The organism is Sphingosinicella sp. BN140058 (assembly GCF_004135585.1).
Classification (GTDB): Bacteria; Pseudomonadota; Alphaproteobacteria; order Sphingomonadales; family Sphingomonadaceae; genus Allosphingosinicella.
On the sequence record NZ_CP035501.1, the window covers coordinates 5,489,472 to 5,509,775 of the forward strand.

26 protein-coding genes are annotated in these 20,304 nt (G+C 66.9%); 11 read left to right on the top strand and 15 right to left on the bottom strand.

Features of this window, described 5'->3' with window-relative positions:
• Nucleotides 1-26 precede the first annotated feature (26 nt).
• The 5 genes from ETR14_RS24910 to ETR14_RS24930 all read left to right on the top strand — a co-directional run bounded on the left by ETR14_RS24910 (nt 27) and on the right by ETR14_RS24930 (nt 2,600).
• Nucleotides 27-275, top strand: a complete 249-nt coding sequence (locus ETR14_RS24910) for an XRE family transcriptional regulator (RefSeq protein ID WP_129390461.1) — start codon at nt 27-29, stop codon at nt 273-275.
• 34 nt (nt 276-309) lie between these two features.
• Nucleotides 310-702, top strand: a complete 393-nt coding sequence (locus ETR14_RS24915) for an acyl-CoA thioesterase (protein ID WP_129392390.1) — start codon at nt 310-312, stop codon at nt 700-702.
• Between the two features lie 137 nt (nt 703-839).
• Entirely contained in the window at nt 840-1,400 is a 561-nt protein-coding gene (locus tag ETR14_RS24920; protein WP_129390464.1) for a DUF421 domain-containing protein, read from the top strand.
• A gap of 74 nt (nt 1,401-1,474) precedes the next feature.
• Entirely contained in the window at nt 1,475-1,693 is a 219-nt protein-coding gene (locus ETR14_RS24925) for a hypothetical protein (RefSeq protein WP_129390467.1), read from the top strand.
• A 79-nt stretch (nt 1,694-1,772) separates the two neighbouring features.
• Nucleotides 1,773-2,600 (top strand): Crp/Fnr family transcriptional regulator, encoded by an 828-nt coding sequence (locus ETR14_RS24930; protein ID WP_129390470.1) that lies wholly within the window; start codon nt 1,773-1,775, stop codon nt 2,598-2,600.
• Nucleotides 2,601-2,796: 196 nt separating this feature from the next.
• Here ETR14_RS24930 and ETR14_RS24935 read toward each other — a convergent pair whose 3' ends face one another.
• Both ETR14_RS24935 and ETR14_RS24940 read right to left on the bottom strand, forming a co-directional pair.
• Entirely contained in the window at nt 2,797-3,324 is a 528-nt protein-coding gene (locus tag ETR14_RS24935) for a cupin domain-containing protein (protein ID WP_129390473.1), read from the bottom strand.
• A 21-nt stretch (nt 3,325-3,345) separates the two neighbouring features.
• Entirely contained in the window at nt 3,346-4,206 is an 861-nt protein-coding gene (locus tag ETR14_RS24940) for an enoyl-CoA hydratase/isomerase family protein (RefSeq protein WP_129390475.1), read from the bottom strand.
• A gap of 322 nt (nt 4,207-4,528) precedes the next feature.
• Between ETR14_RS24940 and ETR14_RS24945 the strand changes: the two genes are divergently transcribed.
• A complete protein-coding gene (locus tag ETR14_RS24945; RefSeq protein ID WP_129390478.1) occupies nt 4,529-5,353 on the top strand; it encodes a helix-turn-helix transcriptional regulator in 825 nt (274 codons plus the stop codon).
• 306 nt (nt 5,354-5,659) lie between these two features.
• On the opposite strand, the gene ETR14_RS24950 is transcribed toward ETR14_RS24945, so the two are convergent.
• A complete protein-coding gene (locus ETR14_RS24950; protein ID WP_129390481.1) occupies nt 5,660-6,424 on the bottom strand; it encodes a DUF6445 family protein in 765 nt (254 codons plus the stop codon).
• 230 nt (nt 6,425-6,654) lie between these two features.
• On the opposite strand from ETR14_RS24950, the gene ETR14_RS24955 reads away from it, so the two are divergent.
• Nucleotides 6,655-7,524 (top strand): family 16 glycosylhydrolase, encoded by an 870-nt coding sequence (locus tag ETR14_RS24955; RefSeq protein WP_243455679.1) that lies wholly within the window; start codon nt 6,655-6,657, stop codon nt 7,522-7,524.
• 449 nt (nt 7,525-7,973) lie between these two features.
• On the opposite strand, the gene ETR14_RS24960 is transcribed toward ETR14_RS24955, so the two are convergent.
• Nucleotides 7,974-8,159, bottom strand: a complete 186-nt coding sequence (locus tag ETR14_RS24960) for a hypothetical protein (protein WP_129390487.1) — start codon at nt 8,157-8,159, stop codon at nt 7,974-7,976.
• Nucleotides 8,160-8,315: 156 nt separating this feature from the next.
• Between ETR14_RS24960 and ETR14_RS24965 the strand changes: the two genes are divergently transcribed.
• Both ETR14_RS24965 and ETR14_RS24970 read left to right on the top strand, forming a co-directional pair.
• Nucleotides 8,316-8,573 carry a hypothetical protein gene (locus tag ETR14_RS24965; protein ID WP_129390491.1) on the top strand — a complete coding sequence of 86 codons (258 nt, stop codon included), beginning with the start codon at nt 8,316-8,318 and terminating at the stop codon, nt 8,571-8,573.
• Nucleotides 8,570-9,289, top strand: a complete 720-nt coding sequence (locus ETR14_RS24970; protein ID WP_129390494.1) for a Crp/Fnr family transcriptional regulator — start codon at nt 8,570-8,572, stop codon at nt 9,287-9,289. Before ETR14_RS24965 ends, ETR14_RS24970 begins: the two co-directional genes overlap by 4 nt.
• Nucleotides 9,290-9,296: 7 nt before the next feature.
• Here ETR14_RS24970 and paoC read toward each other — a convergent pair whose 3' ends face one another.
• From paoC to ETR14_RS25000, 6 genes are all read right to left on the bottom strand, one after another.
• Entirely contained in the window at nt 9,297-11,516 is a 2,220-nt protein-coding gene (gene paoC / locus ETR14_RS24975) for an aldehyde oxidoreductase molybdenum-binding subunit PaoC (protein WP_129390497.1), read from the bottom strand.
• Between the two features lie 3 nt (nt 11,517-11,519).
• A complete protein-coding gene (locus ETR14_RS24980; RefSeq protein ID WP_129390500.1) occupies nt 11,520-12,470 on the bottom strand; it encodes a xanthine dehydrogenase family protein subunit M in 951 nt (316 codons plus the stop codon).
• A complete protein-coding gene (paoA, locus tag ETR14_RS24985) occupies nt 12,467-13,099 on the bottom strand; it encodes an aldehyde dehydrogenase iron-sulfur subunit PaoA (protein ID WP_129390503.1) in 633 nt (210 codons plus the stop codon). The genes ETR14_RS24980 and paoA overlap by 4 nt, the downstream gene beginning before the upstream one ends.
• Nucleotides 13,100-13,260: 161 nt before the next feature.
• The gene (locus tag ETR14_RS24990) at nt 13,261-13,875 is read right to left on the bottom strand and encodes a nucleotidyltransferase family protein (protein ID WP_129390505.1); all 615 of its coding nucleotides are present in this window, start codon (nt 13,873-13,875) and stop codon (nt 13,261-13,263) included.
• Nucleotides 13,856-14,830, bottom strand: coding sequence for an XdhC family protein (locus ETR14_RS24995; RefSeq protein ID WP_129390509.1), 975 nt, complete (start codon nt 14,828-14,830; stop codon nt 13,856-13,858). Before ETR14_RS24995 ends, ETR14_RS24990 begins: the two co-directional genes overlap by 20 nt.
• Nucleotides 14,823-15,185: a winged helix-turn-helix domain-containing protein gene (locus ETR14_RS25000; protein WP_129390512.1), complete on the bottom strand. Its 363-nt coding sequence runs from the start codon at nt 15,183-15,185 to the stop codon at nt 14,823-14,825. The genes ETR14_RS24995 and ETR14_RS25000 overlap by 8 nt, the downstream gene beginning before the upstream one ends.
• Before the next feature lie 124 nt (nt 15,186-15,309).
• Between ETR14_RS25000 and moaA the strand changes: the two genes are divergently transcribed.
• Together moaA and ETR14_RS25010 are read left to right on the top strand one after the other, a co-directional pair.
• A complete protein-coding gene (gene moaA / locus ETR14_RS25005) occupies nt 15,310-16,296 on the top strand; it encodes a GTP 3',8-cyclase MoaA (RefSeq protein WP_206185910.1) in 987 nt (328 codons plus the stop codon).
• On the top strand, nt 16,296-17,030 hold the full coding sequence (locus ETR14_RS25010) for a sulfite exporter TauE/SafE family protein (RefSeq protein WP_129390518.1): 735 nt from the start codon (nt 16,296-16,298) through the stop codon (nt 17,028-17,030). The genes moaA and ETR14_RS25010 overlap by 1 nt, the downstream gene beginning before the upstream one ends.
• Nucleotides 17,031-17,376: 346 nt before the next feature.
• Here the strand turns inward: ETR14_RS25010 and ETR14_RS25015 are convergent, their stop codons facing one another.
• Genes ETR14_RS25015 through ETR14_RS25035 form a run of 5 tightly spaced genes read right to left on the bottom strand, consistent with a single transcriptional unit; the run spans nt 17,377 to nt 20,272 of the window.
• Nucleotides 17,377-18,549, bottom strand: coding sequence for a molybdopterin molybdotransferase MoeA (locus ETR14_RS25015; RefSeq protein WP_129390521.1), 1,173 nt, complete (start codon nt 18,547-18,549; stop codon nt 17,377-17,379).
• Nucleotides 18,546-19,022, bottom strand: coding sequence for a cyclic pyranopterin monophosphate synthase MoaC (moaC, locus tag ETR14_RS25020; protein WP_206185911.1), 477 nt, complete (start codon nt 19,020-19,022; stop codon nt 18,546-18,548). Before moaC ends, ETR14_RS25015 begins: the two co-directional genes overlap by 4 nt.
• On the bottom strand, nt 19,019-19,555 hold the full coding sequence (moaB, locus tag ETR14_RS25025; protein WP_129390527.1) for a molybdenum cofactor biosynthesis protein B: 537 nt from the start codon (nt 19,553-19,555) through the stop codon (nt 19,019-19,021). The genes moaC and moaB overlap by 4 nt, the downstream gene beginning before the upstream one ends.
• Complete coding sequence (locus ETR14_RS25030) at nt 19,543-20,025, bottom strand: molybdenum cofactor biosynthesis protein MoaE (RefSeq protein WP_206185912.1); 483 nt, start codon at nt 20,023-20,025, stop codon at nt 19,543-19,545. The genes moaB and ETR14_RS25030 overlap by 13 nt, the downstream gene beginning before the upstream one ends.
• Complete coding sequence (locus ETR14_RS25035; RefSeq protein WP_165356608.1) at nt 20,018-20,272, bottom strand: MoaD/ThiS family protein; 255 nt, start codon at nt 20,270-20,272, stop codon at nt 20,018-20,020. The genes ETR14_RS25030 and ETR14_RS25035 overlap by 8 nt, the downstream gene beginning before the upstream one ends.
• Nucleotides 20,273-20,304 lie beyond the last annotated feature (32 nt).

A 20,304-nucleotide genomic window follows, 5' to 3' on the forward strand; every position in this document is an offset into this window, starting at 1 on the left:
ACGGTCGGCACCCCTGGGGGACAAAGATGGACGTCGTACAATGCAAGATGGCCCGCGCCGCGCTCGAATGGGAGCCCGCGGATCTCGCCGAGGCCAGCGGCCTCGAAACGCGCGCGATCGCCCGCTTCGAAGACGGCGGCGCCGTTCTTCCCGGCCACCTGCGGGCGATGCGCGCTGCCCTCGAGACGGCGGGAATCGCGTTTCTCGGGGACGACGGGGTGCGTCTCTCAGGAGCCGCCCAATGCCGCCACATTGCCGTGCAGCAGGCGCTATGACGGCGGCATCTGCAACGACGCACGGCGCTGCGGAATGACGGTGCTGCCCAACAAGCGCGGCGACGCGCACCTTCGCACCATCGCGATGCCGCGCGACGCCAATCCGTCCGGGGACATCTTCGGCGGCTGGACTCTCTCACAGATGGATCTCGCCGGGGGCGTATTCGCCGCCGAGCGCGCCGGCGGCCGCGTCGCGACGGTCGCGATCGACGCCATGAAGTTCCTCCGCCCGATCGCCGTCGGCGACGAAGTCAGCTGCTTTTGCGGCTGGGAGGACGAGAGTCCGGCCTCGGTCAGGGTCCGGATCGAAACCTGGGCGCGGTCTCCGGGCGGCGGCGAGCCGGAGAAGGTCACGGAGGGCGTGTTCACCTATGTCGCGGTGACCGATGATGGAAAACCGCGCCGTCTGGACGCTGACGGCGGCTGACCAGGCCATGATGCTGGCGTTACGCCGCTCTCATCGGATCGGCGTCCCTGACCTCCCGGCCCCGCACGCTTTGCCTGCGGCCGGGGCATCCGATCAGGCCAGGCGGCGTTCAGCCTCGTATCGCGGGAGAGACTGGCATGCACATCTTTGAAATCGCTCTCGGCCTGGGCGAAAAGCCGGAGGATCTCGGCATGGTCGAGATGGCCCTCCGCGCGGTCGTCATCTACCTCGTGACGCTTGTCATCGTTCGTCTCGGCAAGAAGCGCTTCATGAGCCGGGCGAGCGCGTTCGATGTCATCGTCGGCATCATGCTGGGATCGATCGCCAGTCGCGCGATCACCGGCAACGCGCCAATGGCTCCGGCGATGGCTGCTGCCACCATGACGATGGCATTGCACTGGGCCTTTTCGGCGCTGGCCGTCCGCTGGCACGCCTTCGGAACCCTGATCAAGGGGCATGACCGCATTCTCGTGCGCGATGGACGGGTGGACGAGGACGAACTGCGTACCGCCCACATGACGATGCGCGACCTTGCCGAAGAGCTTCGCGAGAAAGGCATCGCCGATGTCGCCGGCGTCGCCGAGGCCCGGCTCGAGCGCGACGGCGCGATCAGCGCGGTCAAGAAGCCGGACAAGGCGAAGGTCGTCACCATCGACGTTGCGCCCGGCGTACAGACGGTGCGGCTCGAGTTCGGCTGACCGGCCCCTCCCGGTGAACCCCGATCCGCGGGCGTTCGTTGCGCCCGTGTCTCACGTTATACGAAGGATCGACCATGGACGAGAAGAAGATCGACGAGGCGAGCGGCGACAGCGCCCGCGGCGGCCCGCTTGCAACCACCGATACGCATACCGAAAGCGGCGCACCGACCGACAAGGCGCATCTCGAAACGGGCGACGGCACGCTGACGGGATCGATCCCGGCCGGCCTCAGCATCGAGGAATTGCAGGCGATCGCCCGGGACGATCAGGGCGTTGAAAGCGGCACCGGCTGACGCCGGAGGCCGGGATCTGGATCAGTTTCCATGCGCGCCGGTGCGGGATTGGTGTAGAGCAAGCGGGAAGGAGCCGCCGATGACCAATCCGCTGACCTTGAAGCTCGAGCAGTTCACGCGCTTCGACGCAGCCGAGCGGAACCGGCTCGACGCGCTCGCCGCTTATCCCCGCAAAAGCTTCGCGCGCGGCGCCACGATCATCGGCGAAGGCGACAGGGCCGACACCATCCACCTCGTCCTCGACGGCCTGGCCGCGCGCGCCAAGACGCTCTCCGACGGCAGTCGCCAGCTGATGGCCTTTCTCGTTCCGGGCGATCTGTGCGATGTCGAAGTGTTCGTGCTCGAGGCGATGGACCACGACATCGTCGCGCTCGCCGACACGAACTGCGTGATGATCCCGGCAGCCGTGATCGAGGAGATGCTGACCGAGAGCGCGAAGCTCACCAAGGCTCTGTGGTGGAGCACGATGACCGACTCCGCCGTGCTGCGCGCCAGGATCGTCGACCACGGCAGCCGCGACGCGCGCGAGCGCATCGCCCACCTCCTGTGCGAGTTGCTGATCCGCTATCGCATCGTCGCGCGGGCCAGCGACGACAGCTTCCCCTTCCCGCTCACCCAGGAAGACCTCGCCGACGCCACCGGCATGACCCCGGTCCACGTCAACCGGGTGCTGCAACAGCTCCGCGCCGACGGCCTGATCGACTACAAGAGCAAGGTGCTGAACGTGCTCGATCCCCGCGGCCTCAAGGCGGCGGCGCAATACGAACCCAATTACCTCCACCTGACCCGCACCGAGCATCGCGACCCCGACGTCAGCGGCCGCGTCGGCGATCTCGTCCCCGCCGCCCACCACCGCCTCCTCCAAGACGCGACGCAGACTTTAAAGTCCATTCTCGGGCGCAGTTGAGCGCACATAGGGCACGGCGGATGCAGGGCGCTCCCGCTCATGTCCGCGTTCCTAAAGCACGGGGTTCCCGCCCGCAGAAACGGGACGATCGCACCCGACTGCCCAAAGCGGCAGGAAAGTCGGGACCGGGATGGGAGCTGATCCCAGGCATTCCTTCTACTCCGATGTCAGGCTGGCCCCGTCCCTTTGAGCCTGATCACCTTAGGTTGGAGCGTTCAGCTCCGATCTGAGGTGAATCAGGCTTCGAACCAAGGGCGGCGCGTGGATCGTTTGCCTCGTCGATATATTCGATGCCCAATGGGCCCGCTCCACTCACTTGCGTGATATACTCACCGGACATGGCCCAATGAAAGTGAGGTGTATCGCCCGGAAGGATGATAACGCTTCCTGGACCGTAGGCTTCAAGCTTCGAAGCATCGAATACGCTGCCAAACCCGATATAGAAGACGCCCGACAATACTGTGTACACCCGGTCCTCGGGATGCGTGTGCGGTAGCAGCTTGACGCCGCCCGCAACCCTCACCCGAACGACATACGGGCCTGGCTTGGTCGGATCGGCGACGACCCTTGCGAGTTCCGCGCCCGCGGGGAAAGCCGGAAACGGTTGAAACTGGATCGTCTCGGGATGAACTGATCCCCGCTGTTTCGGAGAAAGCGGCTGAGGCACAACGGGTGCCGCAGCCAAAAGGACGCTGCCCGCTACAGTGGTGCCGGCCTTGCGCATGAAGCTACTCCTGCTCATCGGTCAGAAACTGCGATCGGAAGGCGACGTGGACCGGAGCTCGCCGAGGTAGAATCCGAGCCGGTTCTCGACATCGCCCGGCGCCTGGAACCCACGTGCAGTCAGAGACCTGATGCCCTCCTTAGCGGCGGGTCGGCCAAGCGAGGCAATGCACGCCTCCCAGCCGGCGCCGATCTCGACGTCGGGCGGTAGGCTAGTGTTCACAAGCCGCTTCGTCTGAGCGATCGCCCATTTGTCGAAGCGAGAGATTCTCGTAGCGAGCGCATCGACATAGGCGTCCAGCTCGGCGTCAGGCAGCGCGCGGTTCACATAGCCATAGGCCTCAGCCTGCGGACCCGAGATGTCGTCGGAACCCAGCAGTATCTCCATCGCGCGGTTGCGTCCGATCATCTGCGGCAATCGCGCCATGGGGCCACCGCCCGCGACCATCCCGACTCCGACCTCCCATTGGGACAGGATCGCCTTCTCGCTGCTGGCGAACGCCATGTCGCACGCGAGCGCGATCTCGCTCCCGTTGCCGGTTGCGCGCCCCCGGATCAGGGCGATCGAAGCCACGGGGGCGCGGGTGAGGCGCACGAGGAAATCGGGCCAAGGCGCCAAGCCCGATGGGCCGGGTGGCATCGAGGTCAGATCCTCGAGCCGCGCCGTGAAGTCCGAGTGATTGAGGAAGAAGCCATCGACGGCACTGTCGAACACCACAACCCGCACCTCTTCGTCGGATTCGATTGCGTCGATCAGATCTTCGAACTGCCTGACCATCTCGGGTCCCATCACGTTGAGCGGAGGGTTGTCCAGAGTGACGCGCCAATAAGCCGCGGTATGACGGGTCAGACGAATTTGTCTCGGGTCGGTGTTGGGGTCCATCGAAGCTTCCCTTCGCCGTTTCGCGGAAGGCCCCCAACATGTCGGGCCATCGACCGGCCCGCGATTGGACCAAGGTATCCTCGAGACGTTGGTATCGTGCGAACACTGCGGTCCAGCGCGGTCCAACTCGCATTGAAGGTGAAAGAAGTTCACCGTGACAGGCACTTTTCATCGAGTGCGATATCACGGCATTTTCTAAGGGGTTGTTCGCCAGAAAGCATACTCGGTCGAGCGCGCTACGCTCTCGTGCCGAACGATCGACCGGGCGCCGGCCAATAAATTTGGGGTGGACGCCGGACCGGACGTGTGATGATCCCGGATCATGCCTGCTCCCGACGTGTCCCCGCGCGCGATCGCCTCGCTTTCCTCCAAGGAGCTGGAAATCCTTCACCTGCTCGCCACAGGACATACGGGAAAGTCTATCGCCGCGCGCCTGGGACAATCCGAAACCGCGATCAACGAGCGCCTGCGCGAAGCGCGCCGGAAAACGGGTGTCACCAGCAGCCGCGAACTCGCTCGGATCGTCGATGCCCAGAAAATTTGGGACAAGAATATCGATCTATCCAGCTCTCGACGCCAGACCGAAGAGTCGGCTCGGCCCGTCGATCGCGGCCGCTCACCGTCGAAAGGATTGATCATGATGATTTCGGCAATGGTCCTCGCCGCCGCTGCGGCAATCGGCATCACCCTCGCTGGCTCCTCGACAGAAGCGCGACAACCGAATGTGCAGGCTGCCGCGTCGGACCAACTGCCGCTCGTCGGGAAGTGGTCGCTCGATGTTTCGCGCATCCCGGCGAACGAACGGCCGCAGAGCGTCACTCTCGCATTCAGCGTCTCGGCAGATCGGCTGTGGACCGGCGAAAGCGAAATTGTGGCCCGGGACGGCGCGCGCCAGCACGCCAAAGCAACCGGGGCAGCCGACGGAGCGCCCGTCCCCCTCACCGGCAGCATGACGTTCGCCGACGAGGTGTCGATGCGCCAGCCGGCGCCGAACACCCTGGTTCTGACCTTCACCAAGGCGGGCAAGCCGGTTTCCACCCGGGTCTACACTATCGAAGACAACCGTGAATCGATGAAGGAAACCATCGTTTGGGCCGAAAACGTCACGCCGAGGATGGTAACCACCTACTTCAGCCGTGTCCGATGAGGCGACCGGTCCGTGAAGCCGCGGATCCCGTGACCTGACCTTTCGCGAACTCCCGCTCCTGCTCCCGCTCGCCTTGCCGGGCGGCACAGGTCAGCTCGATACGTTGCGCCGGGCCCTGGGGAGACGCGTCATACGTCCACAGCGCTGATCGAGGCGGGGAAGCGGCACCTGCGGCCGCCGGTTGTCCAAGCCGCCTAATGCGCTGCCCACAGGAGACGCTTACCGTTCAGCCATATCTGTTCGAAACCATGAAGTAGCGACGACGATCGCTACCATGGTCGGGCACAGATCATGACAAGGCGCAGGTCATGGAGCGAACAACAGACGCTGGGTCAGCCTCGGGCTGGTAAACCGCGCATCCCCGTTGATCCACTCGCCAGCGATGTCACCGCTATGCGGGACCGTTCCCGGATAGATCGCCAAACGATTGAAGCGCGGTTCGATGCGACCGAGCAACTGGTAGGATGCTCCGCTCGCCGTATAGTAGCCGGTCGCCGAGGGTTCAGAGTCACGCACCTTGTCGAAGAACAAGGTGCCGCCGCGCTCCTCCCGATTGAGGTAGATCAGACCGAATGCCGGAACCGCATCGACATGGGGTATGCGTTGCTTGGGACTGAGGGCGGACGGGTGGACATCGACAATGGCGAAATCGGTGACGACCTCACCGAAGCGTGCGATCGAGCGTCCATTCGCGTACAGCGGACAGATGCTCAGGAGCGTAGCGGTGGCGAGTTCTCGAGCCCATCGCAGGAGCGTTTCGCAGGACGGGTTTTGCTCGCACATCTGCGCGATCCTGCCGGGATAATGGGTGGCGGCAGGCGTGAACGGCAATTCGAGCGCAAAAGCACGCACCGCGTCGGGCTGAACATACAGATCGTCGACAAGGATGACGGGGACCTTGCCGCCAATCCACTCGCATCTGGCCTTGGCTGACGGCGAGAGCGCGAAGAGATCAGCGTGCGGTGGCATGACGATGATTTGGAAGATCGAACAAGCATGCGCAACCGGTAGGGTGGCACGCGAGGTCCGAACCTCGAAGGCAGGCGGAACATCAGGGCTACGGCCGTTCACTCGGCACAGCGTGGGTCCAGAGCCGCGTTCCGGTATTGCCGATCTCGGAGCACACCGCTCAACTCTGATCGCCGGCTTAAGTCCGCCCTGGCGGGCAGACGTCGCTGGGTAGATGTTCGGCGGAGGTCCGCTTCTGCGGCGGAACGAAACCGTCCCTGCAAAGCGCCTTGCCGGGCCGCCACGGTGCGTGCCAAGAGAGTGTGAACGTTCACAGAAAGACGGGGATGAGGATGGACTGGCGGAGCGCTTTGGCCGGATTGGCCTGGCTTGCAATCGGGGGCGCCCAGGCGGAGGCGGCGGCACCGCCGCCTTCCAGTACCCTGGTGTTCGCGGACGAGTTCGATGCGGGTACGCTCGATCGCAGCAAGTGGAACGTCGAAGGACCCGGTTTCTGGGTGAACAACGAGCAGCAGGCCTATATCGATTCGCCCGACGTGATCCGCTTCCTTCCCGCCGGCGCGGTGCCTGGCGCCGAGGGCGGCGTGCTGGTGCTGCAGCCGCGCTTCCGAGCCGGCTACACCACGCCGGCGAAGCGCAAGGCCGACTTCGTGTCGGGACGGATCGACACAAAGGGCAAGTTCGAATTCGCCCATGGCCGCGCCGAGGCGCGGATCCGCATGCCCGACGCAGCCGGGCTGTGGCCGGCCTTCTGGCTGCTCGGCAACGGCGAGTGGCCGCAGACCGGCGAGATCGACATCATGGAATATGTCGGCGAGAAGGACTGGATCGGCGTCGCCCTCCACGGTCCCGGTTATTCCGGCGAGACCCCGCTGGTGAACAAATCCTACTTCCCCGCGGGCAGCGACGTCACCGATTGGCACGTTTATGCGGTCGAATGGTCCGGCCGCGAGATGGTGTTCAAGGTCGACGACCGCATTGCCTACCGCGCTACCCGGCCGATGGTGGAGCATTACGGCGCCTGGGCGTTCGACAACCCCAAATATCTGATCCTGAACTTCGCGCTCGGCGGCGCCTATCCGGCCAAGACCAACGGCATCAAGGCGCCCTATCCGGGCGTCCCCGCCGAGACGGTGCAGCGGATCAAGGCTGACGATATCCGGATGGAGATCGACTGGGTCCGGGTCCACCGGCTCGATTGAACTCCTTCGCGCGGGCGATCCGATTACGCATCCTATCCGCTTCGCGGACAGGGGGGATTGATGCCCTGAGAAAAGCAGCATCCCTTGAAGAGGCGCGACGTCACCATTGACGAAAGCGCGTGTTCGTGATATGTTCCGACGTCCTCTACCTCCCCGCGCTCATGCAAGCATTGGCGGACGCGAAGGATTCCTCCGCCACGGGGCTCAGCCCTTTCTTGAAGGTCGAGGACTGGAAAAGAACGAGGCTGCCAAATGGGACCCGTCCTGCGATCCCGTCGGTTCGCACTGGTTTGGATGGACGGACGGGTCGTCACCCCGGCGTGCAGACGGCGGATCGGGCGGGGCCGGGTCGGCGGACACGGGTGCTGAAAATCGACCGTATTATCGGTCAATACGGTCGTTGGCGCTGCCTACCCTGCTCCGCCCGAAAAATCTCGCGGGTCGGCCGGTCAGTGACCGCGGCCGATCGGGACCGAGCCGCCGCAGCTTTCGTCCAGCCGGCGCAGCTCGTCCATGTGCAAGGCGGCCAGGCGGCGATGCGCGTCGGCAACTTCGCCATGCTCGGCCTGCGCGGCGCGATCGAGCTCCGAACAAGCGCGCTGCATGTGATAATAACGATCTTGTTCCTGCAGCATAGGTCCTCTCCTTCGGTGCGAGGATAAGCCTCGTTCCCCATCGGTGGCATTTACCTGGGTTTATCGCTTCCGTTTTGATCGCCTTGCGAGCGTGGCCGCCGCCGGCGAAAAGGGCGACCAGGCGGATCAAGTTGCGGACGGCGGCGTTGCGGCCCCGTGCGACATTATTATTTTCACGTGCGGAACGGCACCGGCGTCATCCGTGACGAGGAAGGGCGCGATCTCCCCGACGACGAAGCGGCGCGCGGGGAAGCGATGAAGGGCATAAGGTCGATCATCAGCAGCGAAGCCGCCGCCGGCCTGCTTGATCTTACCGGCGCGCTCGACATCGCCGACGCGCAAGGCCAGCTGCTGGTGACCATCGGCTTCGACGAGGCGTTCGAGATTCGGCTGCCGGAGCGGCCCGCGCGATGATCGACAAGCATCTGCTGAAGCTGCGCGCCCGCGACGAGATCAGCGACGAGGAGGAGCGCGCGATCCGCGCGGCGGTCGAGCGGATCGAGGAGATCCCGGCGGACAAGGTCTACATTCGCCACGACGTGCCGCTCGACACCTGCACTCTGCTGCTCGACGGCATCATGTGCCGCTTCAAGGATCTTCGAAATGGCGAACGCCAGATCACGGAGCTGCACGTCGCCGGCGATTTCGCAGATCTGCACAGCTTCACCCTGAAGCGGCTCGATCACGACATCCTGTGCCTGACGCCGTGCCGGGTGGCAGTCGTTCCGCATGAGAAAGTCCGCGAGATCACCGAGGCGTATCCGCATCTGGCGCGGGTCTATTGGTTCGGAACCAACCTCGATGCCGCCATCCACCGCGAATGGGAGCTCTCGCTCGGCCGCCGCACCGCCGCGGCGCGCATCGCCCATCTGTTCTGCGAGCTCTACGTTCGCCTGGAGATCGTCGGGCTCGCCCGCGACCACCAATATGAACTGCCGCTCACCCAGGCCGACATCGCCGAATGTCTTGGCCTGACGTCGGTACACGTCAACCGCATGCTCAAGGAATTGCGGCAGCAGCAGCTGGTGGAATTCAGTGGCGGCCGGATTGAGATCCGCGACTGGGCCGGCCTCCAGCGCCTCGCCGAGTTCAACCCGAGCTATCTCTATCTGGAACGGCGGCCGCGCTGACCGGCGCTCAGGCGACCGGGGGCAAGCGGTCCAGCAACTTGTCCAGGGTGATCGGATAGTTGCGCACCCGGATGCCGGTGGCGTTGTAGACCGCATTGGCGATCGCGCCGCCGACGCCGCAGAGGCCGAGCTCGCCGACCCCCTTCGCCTTCATCGGCGACGACAGCGGGTCGACCTCGTCGAGGAAGATCACCTCCTGATGCGGAATGTCGGCGTGGACCGGCACCTCGTAGCTGGCGAGATCGTGGTTGACGAAGAAGCCGAAGCGCGTGTCGACCGCCAGTTCCTCCATCAGCGCCGCGCCGACACCCATCGTCATCGCGCCGATCACCTGACTTCGCGCCGCCTTGGGGTTGAGGATCCGTCCCGCCGCGCACACCGCCAGCATCCGCCGCACCCGGATCTCGCCGGTATAGGCGTCAACGGCGGCCTCGACGAAGTGGCCCGCGAAGGTCGATTGCTGAAATTCGTTGGCGAGCTCGCCATATTCGATCGCGTCCTCGGCGACGAGTTCGCCGCTGCGAGCCGCATCGGCGAGGTTCAGGTTGCGGCCGCCGGAGCGCACCTGCCCATCGACGAATTCGGCACCGGCCGGGTCCAGCCCGAGCCGCTGCGCCGCCTGCTCGCGCAGCTTGACGCAGGCGGCGTAGACGCCCGCCGTCGAATTGTTCGCGCCCCACTGCCCGCCCGAACCGGCCGCGGCCGGGAAATCGGAGTCGCCGAGCTTCACCACCACCCGATCGAGCGGAACGCCCATCATTTCGGCCGCCGTCTGCGCGATGATGGTGTAGGTGCCGGTGCCGATGTCGGTCATGTCGGTCTCGACGGTGACGATGCCGCGCCCATCGAGACGCACCCGTGCCGCGGACTTCATCAGCAGATTGTTGCGGAAGCCGGCACCGACGCCCATTCCGACCAGCCAGCGGCCGTCGCGGACGCTGCCCGGCTTCGGGTTGCGCCGGCGCCAGCCGAAGCGGTCCGCTCCCTGGCGAAGGCATTCGACCAGCTGGCGCTGCGAGAAGCGGCGGTTCGGATTTTCGGGATCGACCTGGGTGTCGTTGAGGATCCGGAATTCGACGGGATCCATGCCGATCTTCTCGGCCACCTCGTCGATCGCGACCTCGAGCGCCATCATCCCCGGCGCCTCGCCGGGCGCCCGCATCGCATTGCCCTCGGGCAGGTCCATCTCGGCCAGCCGCATCGCGATCAGCCGGTTGGCGCCAGCGTAGAGCAATTTGGTCTGCGACACCGCCGTCTCCGGCTTGCCGTCCGGCAGGTTGCCCGACGTGCTTTCATGGGCGATCGCGGTGATCCTGCCGTCGCGGCCGGCGCCGATGCGGATGCGCTGGATCGTCGCCGGGCGATGGGTGGTGTTGTTGGCCATGATCGGGCGGGTCAGCGCGAGCTTGACCGGGCGTTTGGCCGCTTTGGCGCCGATCGCCGCCAGCACCGCATCGGAACGGACGAACAATTTGCCGCCGAAGCCGCCGCCGATGAACGGCGAATCGAGACGGACGTTCTTCGGCGAGATGCCGAGATTGATGGCGACGTCGCCCTTGCTCCAGGCGATCATCTGGTTCGAGGTCCACAAGGTAAGCTTGTCGCCCTCCCAGGCGGCGATGGTCGCGTGCGGCTCCATCATCGCATGGGTCTCGTCCGGGGTGGTGTAGGTGGCGTCCACCGTGAACGGCGCGGCGGCGAAGGCGGCCTCGAAATCGCCGACCCGCTCGATCGGCGGCGCACCGCTGCCCTCGCCGCTGCTGCCGCCGAACAGAGGCGCGGTCTTCGCCTCGGTGGCGAGATCGAAGCGGCCGCGCGCGCGGGCATAATCGACCCGGATCAGGGCGGCGGCGGCACGAGCCTGCTCGAACGTCTCGGCGACCACGATCGCGATCGCCTGGTGATAATGCTGCACGACCGGCCCGCCGAACAGATAGGCGATATTCTGCTTGCCGCGCTTCAGCCTGGGCATGTCGAGGGTGGTGACGATCGCAAGCACGCCGGGGGCCGCCTTGGCGTCGTCCAGATCCATCCGGTTGATCCGGCCCTTGGCAATGGCGGACCCGACGACATAGCCATAGGCCTGGTTCGGGACGACGTCGTGCCGCTCATAGGCGTAGGGGGCGGTGCCCGTGGCCTTGCGCTTGCCGTCGATGCGGTCGGTGGGCTTGCCGACCACCTTCAGGCGGTCGATCGGGTTGGTGCCGGCGGGGGTGTCGAACTTCATGGCTCAGGCCCTCGCTTCGCTCAGCGCCCCGGCGAGCGTGCGCTCGACCAGCGGGATTTTGAATTGATTGTCCTCGGTCGGGCGGGCGCCGGCGAGCAACATCGCCGTGACCGCTTTGGCGCCACGCGGCATCGCCGCCTCCGCCGCCTCGACCCGCCACGGCTTGTGGGCGACTCCGCCGACGGCGACGCGGCCGCTGCCGTCGCGCTGGACGATCGCTGCGACCGAAACCAGCGCAAAGGCATAGGAGGCGCGGTCGCGGACCTTGCGGTAGATCTGCTTGCCGCCGGCCGGCTTGGGCAGGGTCACCGCGGTGATCAGCTCGCCGGCGGTGAGATTGGTGTCGATGTGCGGCGTGTCGCCGGGCAGACGATGGAAGTCCGCGATCGGGATGCGCCGGGTGCTGCCATCGGGCTTCACCGTCTCCACCACCGCATCGAGCGCCCGCATCGCCACTGCCATGTCGCTCGGATGGGTGGCGATACAATGATCGCTGACGCCGACCACGGCAAGCTGGCGGGTATAGCCGCCGATCGCCGCGCAGCCAGAGCCGGGCTGGCGCTTGTTGCACGGCTGGTTGGTGTCGTAGAAGTAGGGGCAGCGGGTGCGCTGGAGCAGATTGCCGGCTGTGGTCGCCTTGTTGCGTAGCTGTCCCGAAGCGCCGGCGAGCAATGCCCGCGACAGCAGCCCGTAATCCTCGCGAACCTTCTTGTGGGCGGCGAGATCGGTGTTGCGGACCAACGCGCCGATGCGAAGGCCGCCATCCTCACTCTTCTCGATCCGATCGAGGCCGGTGCCGTTGACGTCGATCAGGTGCGCTGGCGCCTCGATCTGGAGCTTCATCAGATCGAGCAGATTGGTGCCGCCGGCGATGAACTTCGCGCCGGGTATGCGCGCTGCCGCGGCAGCGGCGGCGGCCGGAGTTGTGGCGCGTTCGTAGGTGAAGGGCTTCATGCCTCGATCCCCGCGACTTCGCCGATCGCCTCGGCGATGTTGGAATAAGCCCCGCAGCGGCAGATGTTGCCGCTCATCCGTTCGCGAAGCTCGCTGTTGGTGACGCGCGGTTTGGCGGTGATGTCTTCGGCGACGTGGCTCGGCACCCCTGCCTTGATCTCGTCGAGCACCGCCACCGCCGAACAGATCTGGCCCGGCGTGCAATAGCCGCATTGATAGCCGTCATGCTTGATAAAGGCCGCCTGCATCGGGTGAAGCCGATCGGGGGTGCCGAGCCCCTCGATGGTCGTGATCCGGTCGCCCTCGTGCATCACCGCGAGGCTGAGGCAGGAATTGATCCGCCGGCCGTCGACGATCACCGTGCAGGCGCCGCACTGGCCGTGATCGCAGCCCTTCTTGGTGCCGGTGAGCTGGAGATGCTCGCGCAGCGCATCGAGCAAAGTGGTGCGGGTGTCGAGTTCCAAGGTCCGCACCGCGCCGTTCACCTCGAACGAAACTTTCGCCGTCGCCGGCGGGGTCGGCTTGGCGGGCGCCGGTGCCCCGGTGGCGGGCACTGCGGTGACCGCTACCGACGCGGCGCCGCCGACCAGCAGGGTGCGCCGCGACAGGTCTAGATCGCTTGGCTCCATGGCGTCTCACTCCGATGCTGGGTCTCGCGGGGGCGATCCGCACAGCGGACGTCGCAAGCTCTGGTGGATCCTCGGGCCGCAGCGCGGCGCCGGCGCTCAGACTAGCCGGTTGGCCGGCTGCCGGATAGATGCCCCAGGCGCGACGCTACGCTGAATTTTCTTCATAAATGGCGGGGCTCGCCGGCCAGCCTGCGCAAGTCGTCCGGGGTGTCGACGTCGGCGATGCTGCCCTCGTCGTCCGCTTCGATCTCGACCACGCCCGGACATGTTCGCAGCAGGCCGCGGGCGCCCTGATCCCCAGTCAGCCGCAACAGATCTGGAAACAGCCGCGCGGAGATTGCGACCGGATGCGCGGGCCGTCCCCGGCACGTCGCCATCGCCGCCGGTGCGCCCGCGGCCACGGCATCGAGCAATGGCCCGGCAAGACAGCTGGGCGCGTACGGCATGTCGCCGAGGAAGAGCAACAGCGCACGCGCATCGACCGGCAGGCTTTCCACACCGCAGCGGAGCGAGCGGGACAGTCCCTCGTCCCAATCGGGGCAGATCAGGATTCGCACTCGATCGTCGGGTGAGAGGATCCGCTCGACGGCGGCGGCCTCCGCGCCGACGACGACACGGACCGACTCGACCGGGCAGGCCAGCGCCGTGTCGACCGCCCAGCACAGCAGCGGCCGCCCCTTGAAGTCGCTGACCAGCTTGCCGCCGCCGAACCGCCGCCCCGCGCCGGCGGCAAGAACGATGGCATGAACCCCGGACTCAGGCGCGGACGGCGACATTGCCCTCCGTCTCCGCCTGAGCGGCGTGCGTCCTGTTGGCTTCGGAGATGATCTCGGCGGTCACCGCCACCGCCACTTCCCACGGCGAACGGGCGCGGATCGGAAGGCCGATCGGCGCCTTCAGCCGCGCGATGTCGGCAGAGGACAGGCCCGCCTGCCGCAGCCGCGCCTTCCGCTCCGGCAGCCGGCGGCGGGAGCCGAGCACGCCGACATAGCCGGCGGCCGAACGCAGCGCCAACAGCAGCGCCTCCTCGTCGAGCTCGACATCGTGGGTGGCGATCGCGATTGCCGTCCACGGATCCGGCGCAAGCGACGCGAGCGCGTCGGCGAGCGGCCTTCGGTCGCAGGCGACATCGGCCGGCGGCGGCCCGGCCGGCCCGAACCGCGCGATCAGGAGCGTCTGCCAGCCGAGCCGCCCGCCGAGATCGGCAGTGGCCAGTGCGAACGGATCCGAGCCAACAACCACAAGCCGCTGATATGGAAAGAAGATCCGGTCGACCATCGCGTCTCCGTCAGGGGCTCCCTTTAGCACGTCCGTGCAGCGGCGAGCCTGCCCGTCGCTCTGCCAGCGCGCGGGAACCCGGCGCTCGGTCAATCTCCGCAAGCGGTCGAGCGCTGCGTCGTCGGGCGTGACCCGCTCGACCAGCAGTTCGAGGCGGCCGCCGCACGGCAGACGCATGTCGATGAACGGGCTGCCCCGCCCATAGACGAGCGTGCGCGGCGTGCCGTCCGCCAGCATCGCGCGGCCATGCAGCGCGACATCGGCTTCGATGCAGCCGCCCGACAGGAAGCCCCAGGCGCGATCGGCGGTGATGACCATCTGCGATCCCACCGGCCGCGGCCCGCCGTCGGCGTCGACGATAGTCGCGAGGGCGAAGGCCTGGCCTGCCGAGGCAGCCTCGAACATCCGCGGGCGCATGTCGTCCTCGAGCCCGCCGGCGGGCCAGTCAGCCATGCAGCGCCTCCGTCAGCTCGGCGAGATGCGGCGCTGCCGCGGTTCCCACCTCGGCCTCCAGCGCGTCATAGACCGCGAGCAGTCGCCTGCCCCGTTCGCTCAGCTGCGCGCCGCCGCCCTGCTCGCCGCCGCTACGGGTCTCGATCAGAGGCCCGGCGCCGAGCGCATTGATCTCGGCGACCAGCTTGACGCTGCGTGCATGCGACATGCTCATCGTCCGCGCCGCGGCCGAGATCGATCCGGTCTCGGCGATGCGGCGCATCAGGTCGATCTTGCCGGGGCCGAGCGCACCCTCGCGCAGCAGGATACGAAACCAGAGGGTGCCGCGGCACGCCTCGGCTGCGGATTTCGGCATGAAGATTTCCCATACGCGTTGACGCGGTCCGGATCGGAACCCTATGCGTTGTATACAGCAGAATACAGCGGAGCAATCTCCGCTGCGCCGCCCTTCCCGTCAGCCACGGACACAGTCGAACGCGATGCGCCCTCTGATCGACAGCTTCGGCCGCAGAATCGACTATGTCAGGCTGTCGGTAACCGATCGCTGCGATCTGCGCTGCCGTTATTGCATGTCGGATGACATGCGCTTCCTGCCGTCGCGCGATCTGATGAGCTTCGCCGAGATCGAGCAGCTCGCCGACGCGCTGATCGCGCGCGGCGTCCGCCGCATCCGTCTCACCGGTGGCGAGCCACTGGTGCGGCGCGGCATCATCGACCTCGTCCGGAGCCTAGGCACCCGCGTCGGCGACGGCCTCGACGAGCTGACCATGACCACCAACGGCACCCGGCTGCCGGAGCTTTCACAAGACCTGTTCGAGGCCGGAGTACGGCGGATCAACGTCAGCCTCGACAGCCTCGATCCCGAGCGCTTCCGGCACATCACCCGGCGCGGCGACCTTGCGCGGGTTCTTGCCGGCATTGCGGCGGCCAAGGCGGCGGGGCTTGCGATCAAGATTAACATGGTCGCGCTTGCCGGCCTCAACGAGGACGAGATCGGCCCCATGCTGCGCTGGTGTGCCGGCGAGGGCTTCGATCTGTCGCTGATCGAGACGATGCCGCTCGGCGAAATCGTGGAGGATCGGACCGACCGGTATCTTCCGCTCGATGCCGTGAAGCGCCGGCTCGAGCAGGCCTGGACCTTGCTGCCGTCGACCCACCGCACCGGCGGCCCGGCCCGCTATTACCAGGTCGAGGGCAGCGACATCCGCCTTGGTCTGATCACGCCGCTCACCGGCAATTTCTGCGCCGGCTGCAACCGGATCCGGGTGACGGCGACGGGCAGCGTTTATGGCTGTCTCGGCCGCGATCAGAAGGTCGAGCTGCGCGACACGCTGCGCAGCGGGGGCCGCTCTGCCCTCGATGCCTTGCTCGACGCGCTGATCGCCGGCAAGCCGCTCGGCCACGATTTCAAGATCGGCCGCAGCGCGCCGGCCGTCGCCCGCCACATGAGCGTCACCGGCGGCTGATGGACTCGATCGTCTGGATCGCGCTGCTGATGGCGATCGCGGCGGCACTCTATTCGACGGTCGGCCACGGTGGCGCCTCGGCCTATCTCGCGATCATGGCCCTGTTCGCGGTCGCACCGGAGGTGATGCGGCCGACCGCGCTGGCGCTCAATCTGGTGGTCGCCGGCTTCGCCGTCCTCCGCTTTGCTGTTGCACGGCAGATCAACGTGCGGCTGGCCGCGATCTTCGCCGCAACCGCAGCACCGGCGGCCTTCGTCGGCGGCATGATCAGCATTCCGCCCGAATATTACCGGCCGCTGGTCGGTATCTTCCTGTGCCTGGCGGCGCTGCGCCTGTTTTGGCAGCCGAGGGCGTTGGCCGACAGGCCCGTCCAGCCCCCGTCGCTGCTCGTCGCAGCGCCCGCGGGGGCAACGCTCGGCCTGCTCGCGGGGCTGACCGGCACCGGCGGCGGCATCTTCCTCAGCCCGCTGATCATCCTGTTCGGCTGGGAGGAACCGCGCAAGACGTCGGGGGTCGCCGCCACCTTCATCCTGATCAATTCGATGGCAGGCCTGGCGGGCAATTTCGCCTCGGTCCAGCGACTGCCGGCGGCTTTGCCGTGGCTTGTCGCCGCGGTGGCGGTCGGTGCCCTGCTCGGCACCTGGCTCGGCGTCGACCGCCTGCCGCGCGCGCGCCTGCTGCAATGCCTCGGCCTGGTCCTGGTCATCGCCGGCGGGAAATTGCTGCTGAGCTGAGGGCAGCGGCGTCTGGCATCGTGAAGATCGGCGATACGAATTCGGGTATGCCTGACGTTACCCGGTTGCGGCACAGCATCGAAACCCGTTCGGGCTGAGCTTGTCGAAGTCCTCTCCTTCTCTTCTTCAGACACAAAAAGAGATGGGCTTCGACAAGCTCAGCCCGAACGGGTGTAGAAGATCGCGGGTAGCTGACGCCGCCGGGTTGAAGCGAAAACCGAATAACTCCGTTCGGGCTGAGCTTGTCGAAGCCCTTCCCTTTCCCTTTTGCAACCGAACATAGGCCTGCGCTTCGACTTAGCTCAGGACCATCATCGCAAACGGGTTCATGGTACGAAACGGATCTTCAAAAATCGAGGACGTCCACCGCACTCCCCGCGGCGAGCGCAGCCTGGCCCACCGCTTGGCGGACGAGCAGGTCGGCCTCCGCAAGCGTCTTCTGCGCGCCGGAATCCTGGTTCGGCACCAGCACCACTTTTCCGTCCACGGCTTGGCCCCGCCAGAAGGTCTCGCGGTCGCCGCCTTGCTCCATCGGCCCCGCAAGCACAGCGCGGCGCCAGGCGAGGGTCGGCGGGCGGCCGCCGAGACCGTCGAGCAATGGGCGCAGCAGTAGCCGCGCGGTGACCAAAGCGGAGGTCGGATTGCCGGGCAGGCCGACCACCAAAGCGTCGTCGGTGCGCCCGAGCCAGACCGGCTTGCCGGGCTTGATCGCGACCTTGGAGAACAGGATGTCGAGATCGCCGAACATGTTCTTCGCAAAATCGCGCGCGCCGACGGAGGCACCGCCTGTGACGACGACGACATCGGCCAGGCCAAGCGATTCCGTCATGGCGGCCTGCATTGTCGCAAGGTCATCCGGGAGCATCCGGCGCCCGACGATCTCGGCCCCCGCCTCCGCCGCCAAGGCGGCGAGCCCGAGCGAGATGCTCTCCGGGATCGCGGCCGGGGTCGCCGCAGCCTCGCCGGGCAGGACCAGCTCGTCACCGGTGCCGACGATCAGCAGCCGGGGCCGCCGAACCACGTCGACGTGGGACAGGTCGGCGGCAGCCGCGGCGACCAGGCTGCGTGCATCGAGCGCCCGCCCTTCAGCGACGAGCACGTCCCCGACCCCGAAATCGGACGCCTTGCGCCGCACGAACAGCGAGTCCTGCGGCTCTTCGAACAAGGCCTGATCGCCTTCCCGTCGGACGATCTCCTGCATGACCACGCGATCGGAACCCGAAGGCAGGGCAGCGCCGGTGAAGATGCGCACGCAGGTTCCCGAGGCGACCGCGCCAGCGAACGGCGCACCTGGAAAGGCTTCGCCGATCACGCGGAGGCTGCAGGGCCGCGCGGCGAAGTCGGACTCGCGCACGGCATAGCCGTCCATCGTCGACACGTCGAAGCGCGGACCATCGATCCGCGCGCGGACCGGCGCGGCCAGCACCCGTCCCGCGGCATGCTCCAGGCCGATCGTCTCGGTGCCGAGCGGCGTCGCCACGCCGGCGACGATCGCCAGTGCCTCGTCGAGAGCGATCATGACGCGGTCCAGTTGCCCGAGCGGCCGCCGCTCTTGGCAGTGACCTTGATCGCGCCGATCTCCATGGTCCGATCGATCGCCTTCAGCATGTCGAACAGGGTGAGGCAGGCGACCGAGACCGCAGTCAGCGCCTCCATCTCCACTCCGGTAGGTCCGGTCGTGCGGACCTCCGCCTCGACCCGGAAGCCCGGCAGCTCGTCATCTTCCGCGATCACCACCGCCGCCTTTGTGAGCGCGAGCGGATGACATAGCGGGATCAGATCGGCGGTGCGCTTCGCGGCCATCACGCCGGCAAGCTCGGCCGTCGACGTGACCGCCCCCTTCGGAGCCGTGTTGGCCCGCACCCGGGCTAGCGTTTCCGGCCGGCAGCGCAGCCGGCCGCTCGCGCTGGCGGTGCGGACCGTATCCGGCTTGTCGGACACGTCGACCATCCGCGCGCGGCCGTCGGCGCCGAGATGGGTGAGGTCGCTCACGGACAGACGTCCCGAAGCCGCGGGATCAGCCCGGCGATCGAGCAGGGCCGGTAGCGGCTGTCGAGCTCGAGCGAGAGAACGAGATCCCAGCCGTCGCGGCATGCGCCGGTCGATCCGGGCAGGCAGAAGATGAAGCTGTCGTCGATCTGGCCGGCAAAGGCACGCGACTGCAGGGTCGAAACGCCGACGGTGCCGAGGCTCGCCTGGTGGAAGACGACCGAAAAGCCGTCCATCTCCCGCTTCAGCAACGGCCGGACTGCCTCGGGGGTGACGTCGCGCGGCATGAAGCCGGTGCCGCCCGTGCTGAGGATGACGTCGACCGCCTCGTCCTTCGCCCATTGCAGGACGCAGGCGCGGATCGCCTCGACATCGTCCTTGACGATGCGCCGGTCGGCAAGGCGGTGTCCGGCCGCAATCAGCCGCTCGGCCAGCAGTCTGCCCGAACTGTCCGTCTCCTCGGTGCGGGTGTCCGACACGGTCAGCACCGCGATCCGCAACGGATGGAAATCTAGGGTCTCGTCTATTCCGGGCATGCTTGGCTCCAGCGTTGGGTGTCTGCACGGTCCTGCTCGGTCGGCTCGATCCAGGCCGAACCGTCGAGCCGGTCCTCGCGCTTCCAGAAGGCAGCCTCGGTCTTGAGGCGGTCCATCAGATAATCGGCCGCCTCGAATGCCTTGCGGCGGTGGGCCGACGCGGCGGCGACGAACACGATCGCCTCGCCGGGTGCAACCATGCCGGAGCGGTGGACGACGTAGACCCGGGCGCCGTCGAACCGCGCCGCCGCGTCTGCCGCGATCGTCGCCAGCGAGCGCTCGGTCATTCCAGGATAATGATCGAGATAGAGGCCGGTGACGGCAGCGCCGTCGCGGCTGACCGGCCGCGCGATGCCGACGAAGCTCACCACCGCGCCCTCCCCCGTTACGCTGTCAAGGAACAGCCGCAATTCGCGATCGGCTTCGAGCGCGCCGCTCTCGAGCCGCGCGGCGAGCACCGCGTCAGCCACCCGAAAGCGGCGGCACGAAGGCCACCTCCTGCCCCGGACGGATAAGGAATTCCTCCGCGACGATCACCTGATCGACGCAGGCGCGGATTGACGGCCGCGCCAGTGCGCCATAGGCCGGGTCCTGCGCCGCCAGTCTCTGGCGCAGCGCCGCGACGGAGCAACCGTCCGGCGGCAAATCGGCGAGGATCTCGCGGCCGATCTCCTGACCCAGGCTTCCGAACAACAGGATCTTCACGCTGGCCTCCACGGCACAGGCGCTACAATGTCGGCCGCGGAAAG

What these genes read in the sequence shown, in the direction of transcription:
- ETR14_RS24910 (WP_129390461.1), top strand. Translation starts at nt 27, where the DNA reads ATGGACGTCGTACAATGCAAGATGGCCCGCGCCGCGCTCGAATGGGAG.
- ETR14_RS24915 (WP_129392390.1), top strand. Translation starts at nt 310, where the DNA reads ATGACGGTGCTGCCCAACAAGCGCGGCGACGCGCACCTTCGCACCATC.
- ETR14_RS24920 (WP_129390464.1), top strand. Translation starts at nt 840, where the DNA reads ATGCACATCTTTGAAATCGCTCTCGGCCTGGGCGAAAAGCCGGAGGAT.
- ETR14_RS24925 (WP_129390467.1), top strand. Translation starts at nt 1,475, where the DNA reads ATGGACGAGAAGAAGATCGACGAGGCGAGCGGCGACAGCGCCCGCGGC.
- ETR14_RS24930 (WP_129390470.1), top strand. Translation starts at nt 1,773, where the DNA reads ATGACCAATCCGCTGACCTTGAAGCTCGAGCAGTTCACGCGCTTCGAC.
- ETR14_RS24935 (WP_129390473.1), bottom strand. Translation starts at nt 3,324, where the DNA reads ATGCGCAAGGCCGGCACCACTGTAGCGGGCAGCGTCCTTTTGGCTGCG.
- ETR14_RS24940 (WP_129390475.1), bottom strand. Translation starts at nt 4,206, where the DNA reads ATGGACCCCAACACCGACCCGAGACAAATTCGTCTGACCCGTCATACC.
- ETR14_RS24945 (WP_129390478.1), top strand. Translation starts at nt 4,529, where the DNA reads ATGCCTGCTCCCGACGTGTCCCCGCGCGCGATCGCCTCGCTTTCCTCC.
- ETR14_RS24955 (WP_243455679.1), top strand. Translation starts at nt 6,655, where the DNA reads ATGGACTGGCGGAGCGCTTTGGCCGGATTGGCCTGGCTTGCAATCGGG.
- ETR14_RS24960 (WP_129390487.1), bottom strand. Translation starts at nt 8,159, where the DNA reads ATGCTGCAGGAACAAGATCGTTATTATCACATGCAGCGCGCTTGTTCG.
- ETR14_RS24970 (WP_129390494.1), top strand. Translation starts at nt 8,570, where the DNA reads ATGATCGACAAGCATCTGCTGAAGCTGCGCGCCCGCGACGAGATCAGC.
- paoC (WP_129390497.1), bottom strand. Translation starts at nt 11,516, where the DNA reads ATGAAGTTCGACACCCCCGCCGGCACCAACCCGATCGACCGCCTGAAG.
- ETR14_RS24980 (WP_129390500.1), bottom strand. Translation starts at nt 12,470, where the DNA reads ATGAAGCCCTTCACCTACGAACGCGCCACAACTCCGGCCGCCGCCGCT.
- paoA (WP_129390503.1), bottom strand. Translation starts at nt 13,099, where the DNA reads ATGGAGCCAAGCGATCTAGACCTGTCGCGGCGCACCCTGCTGGTCGGC.
- ETR14_RS24990 (WP_129390505.1), bottom strand. Translation starts at nt 13,875, where the DNA reads ATGTCGCCGTCCGCGCCTGAGTCCGGGGTTCATGCCATCGTTCTTGCC.
- ETR14_RS24995 (WP_129390509.1), bottom strand. Translation starts at nt 14,830, where the DNA reads ATGGCTGACTGGCCCGCCGGCGGGCTCGAGGACGACATGCGCCCGCGG.
- ETR14_RS25000 (WP_129390512.1), bottom strand. Translation starts at nt 15,185, where the DNA reads ATGCCGAAATCCGCAGCCGAGGCGTGCCGCGGCACCCTCTGGTTTCGT.
- moaA (WP_206185910.1), top strand. Translation starts at nt 15,310, where the DNA reads ATGCGCCCTCTGATCGACAGCTTCGGCCGCAGAATCGACTATGTCAGG.
- ETR14_RS25010 (WP_129390518.1), top strand. Translation starts at nt 16,296, where the DNA reads ATGGACTCGATCGTCTGGATCGCGCTGCTGATGGCGATCGCGGCGGCA.
- ETR14_RS25015 (WP_129390521.1), bottom strand. Translation starts at nt 18,549, where the DNA reads ATGATCGCTCTCGACGAGGCACTGGCGATCGTCGCCGGCGTGGCGACG.
- moaB (WP_129390527.1), bottom strand. Translation starts at nt 19,555, where the DNA reads ATGCCCGGAATAGACGAGACCCTAGATTTCCATCCGTTGCGGATCGCG.